Annotated in this window: 1 protein-coding gene; it reads right to left on the bottom strand. The window is 45.4% G+C overall.

What is annotated here, in order from left to right:
• Nucleotides 1-12: 12 nt before the first annotated feature.
• Nucleotides 13-551: YebB family permuted papain-like enzyme (locus ACFFRH_RS45000; protein ID WP_512701160.1), on the bottom strand; the 539-nt coding region annotated here is incomplete at its 5' end.

Below are 551 nucleotides of genomic sequence, written 5' to 3'. Positions count from 1 at the left end.
GACTGCGTTAAGTTATACCGCCTCGGTCAGTTCCGGCTGAGGCGTTTCCACTCCCTCCGCATGAATCAACACCAAACCCGGATGATGCCACAAACTGGCTGGCGTGACGGTTTTACGCTCCCACGGAATAGAACCCAGGAACCAGAATTTCCAGAAAGTGAGTTTTGCATTCGGATTGCTATTTAACAATTCTCCAAACGTCTCTATTTCACCCACCGGAATACATAGCGCTTCTTTATAAATATCAAAAACAAATTTTGAACAGAACTGGCGCGAACATTCGTATTTAAAACCGGTGTGGTAAAGTTTGCGTAGCCGGGAGGGAACCTGTTCAACAATTCGTTGTTTTTGTCGTTCTGTCAGCCCAGCGTCTAATCGCTTTATAGCATAGCGTTGATTAGACGAACGTTTAATAAAACGAGATAGCGTGGTGATGGTTGAAAGGGGAACCCGGCTTTCTGCAACCAGGAAGTCTTCACCGTTATGACCGATAATGATCCCGACGTGATTACTCCAGCAATTTGATGCAGCTGATATTTGACCAAATAAGG

Source organism: Streptosporangium vulgare, from assembly GCF_042428775.1.
Lineage (GTDB): Bacteria > Actinomycetota > Actinomycetes > Streptosporangiales > Streptosporangiaceae > Streptosporangium > Streptosporangium vulgare.
Note: the sequence above shows the minus strand (reverse complement) of the source record. Positions and strands in the feature narration are given on the sequence as shown.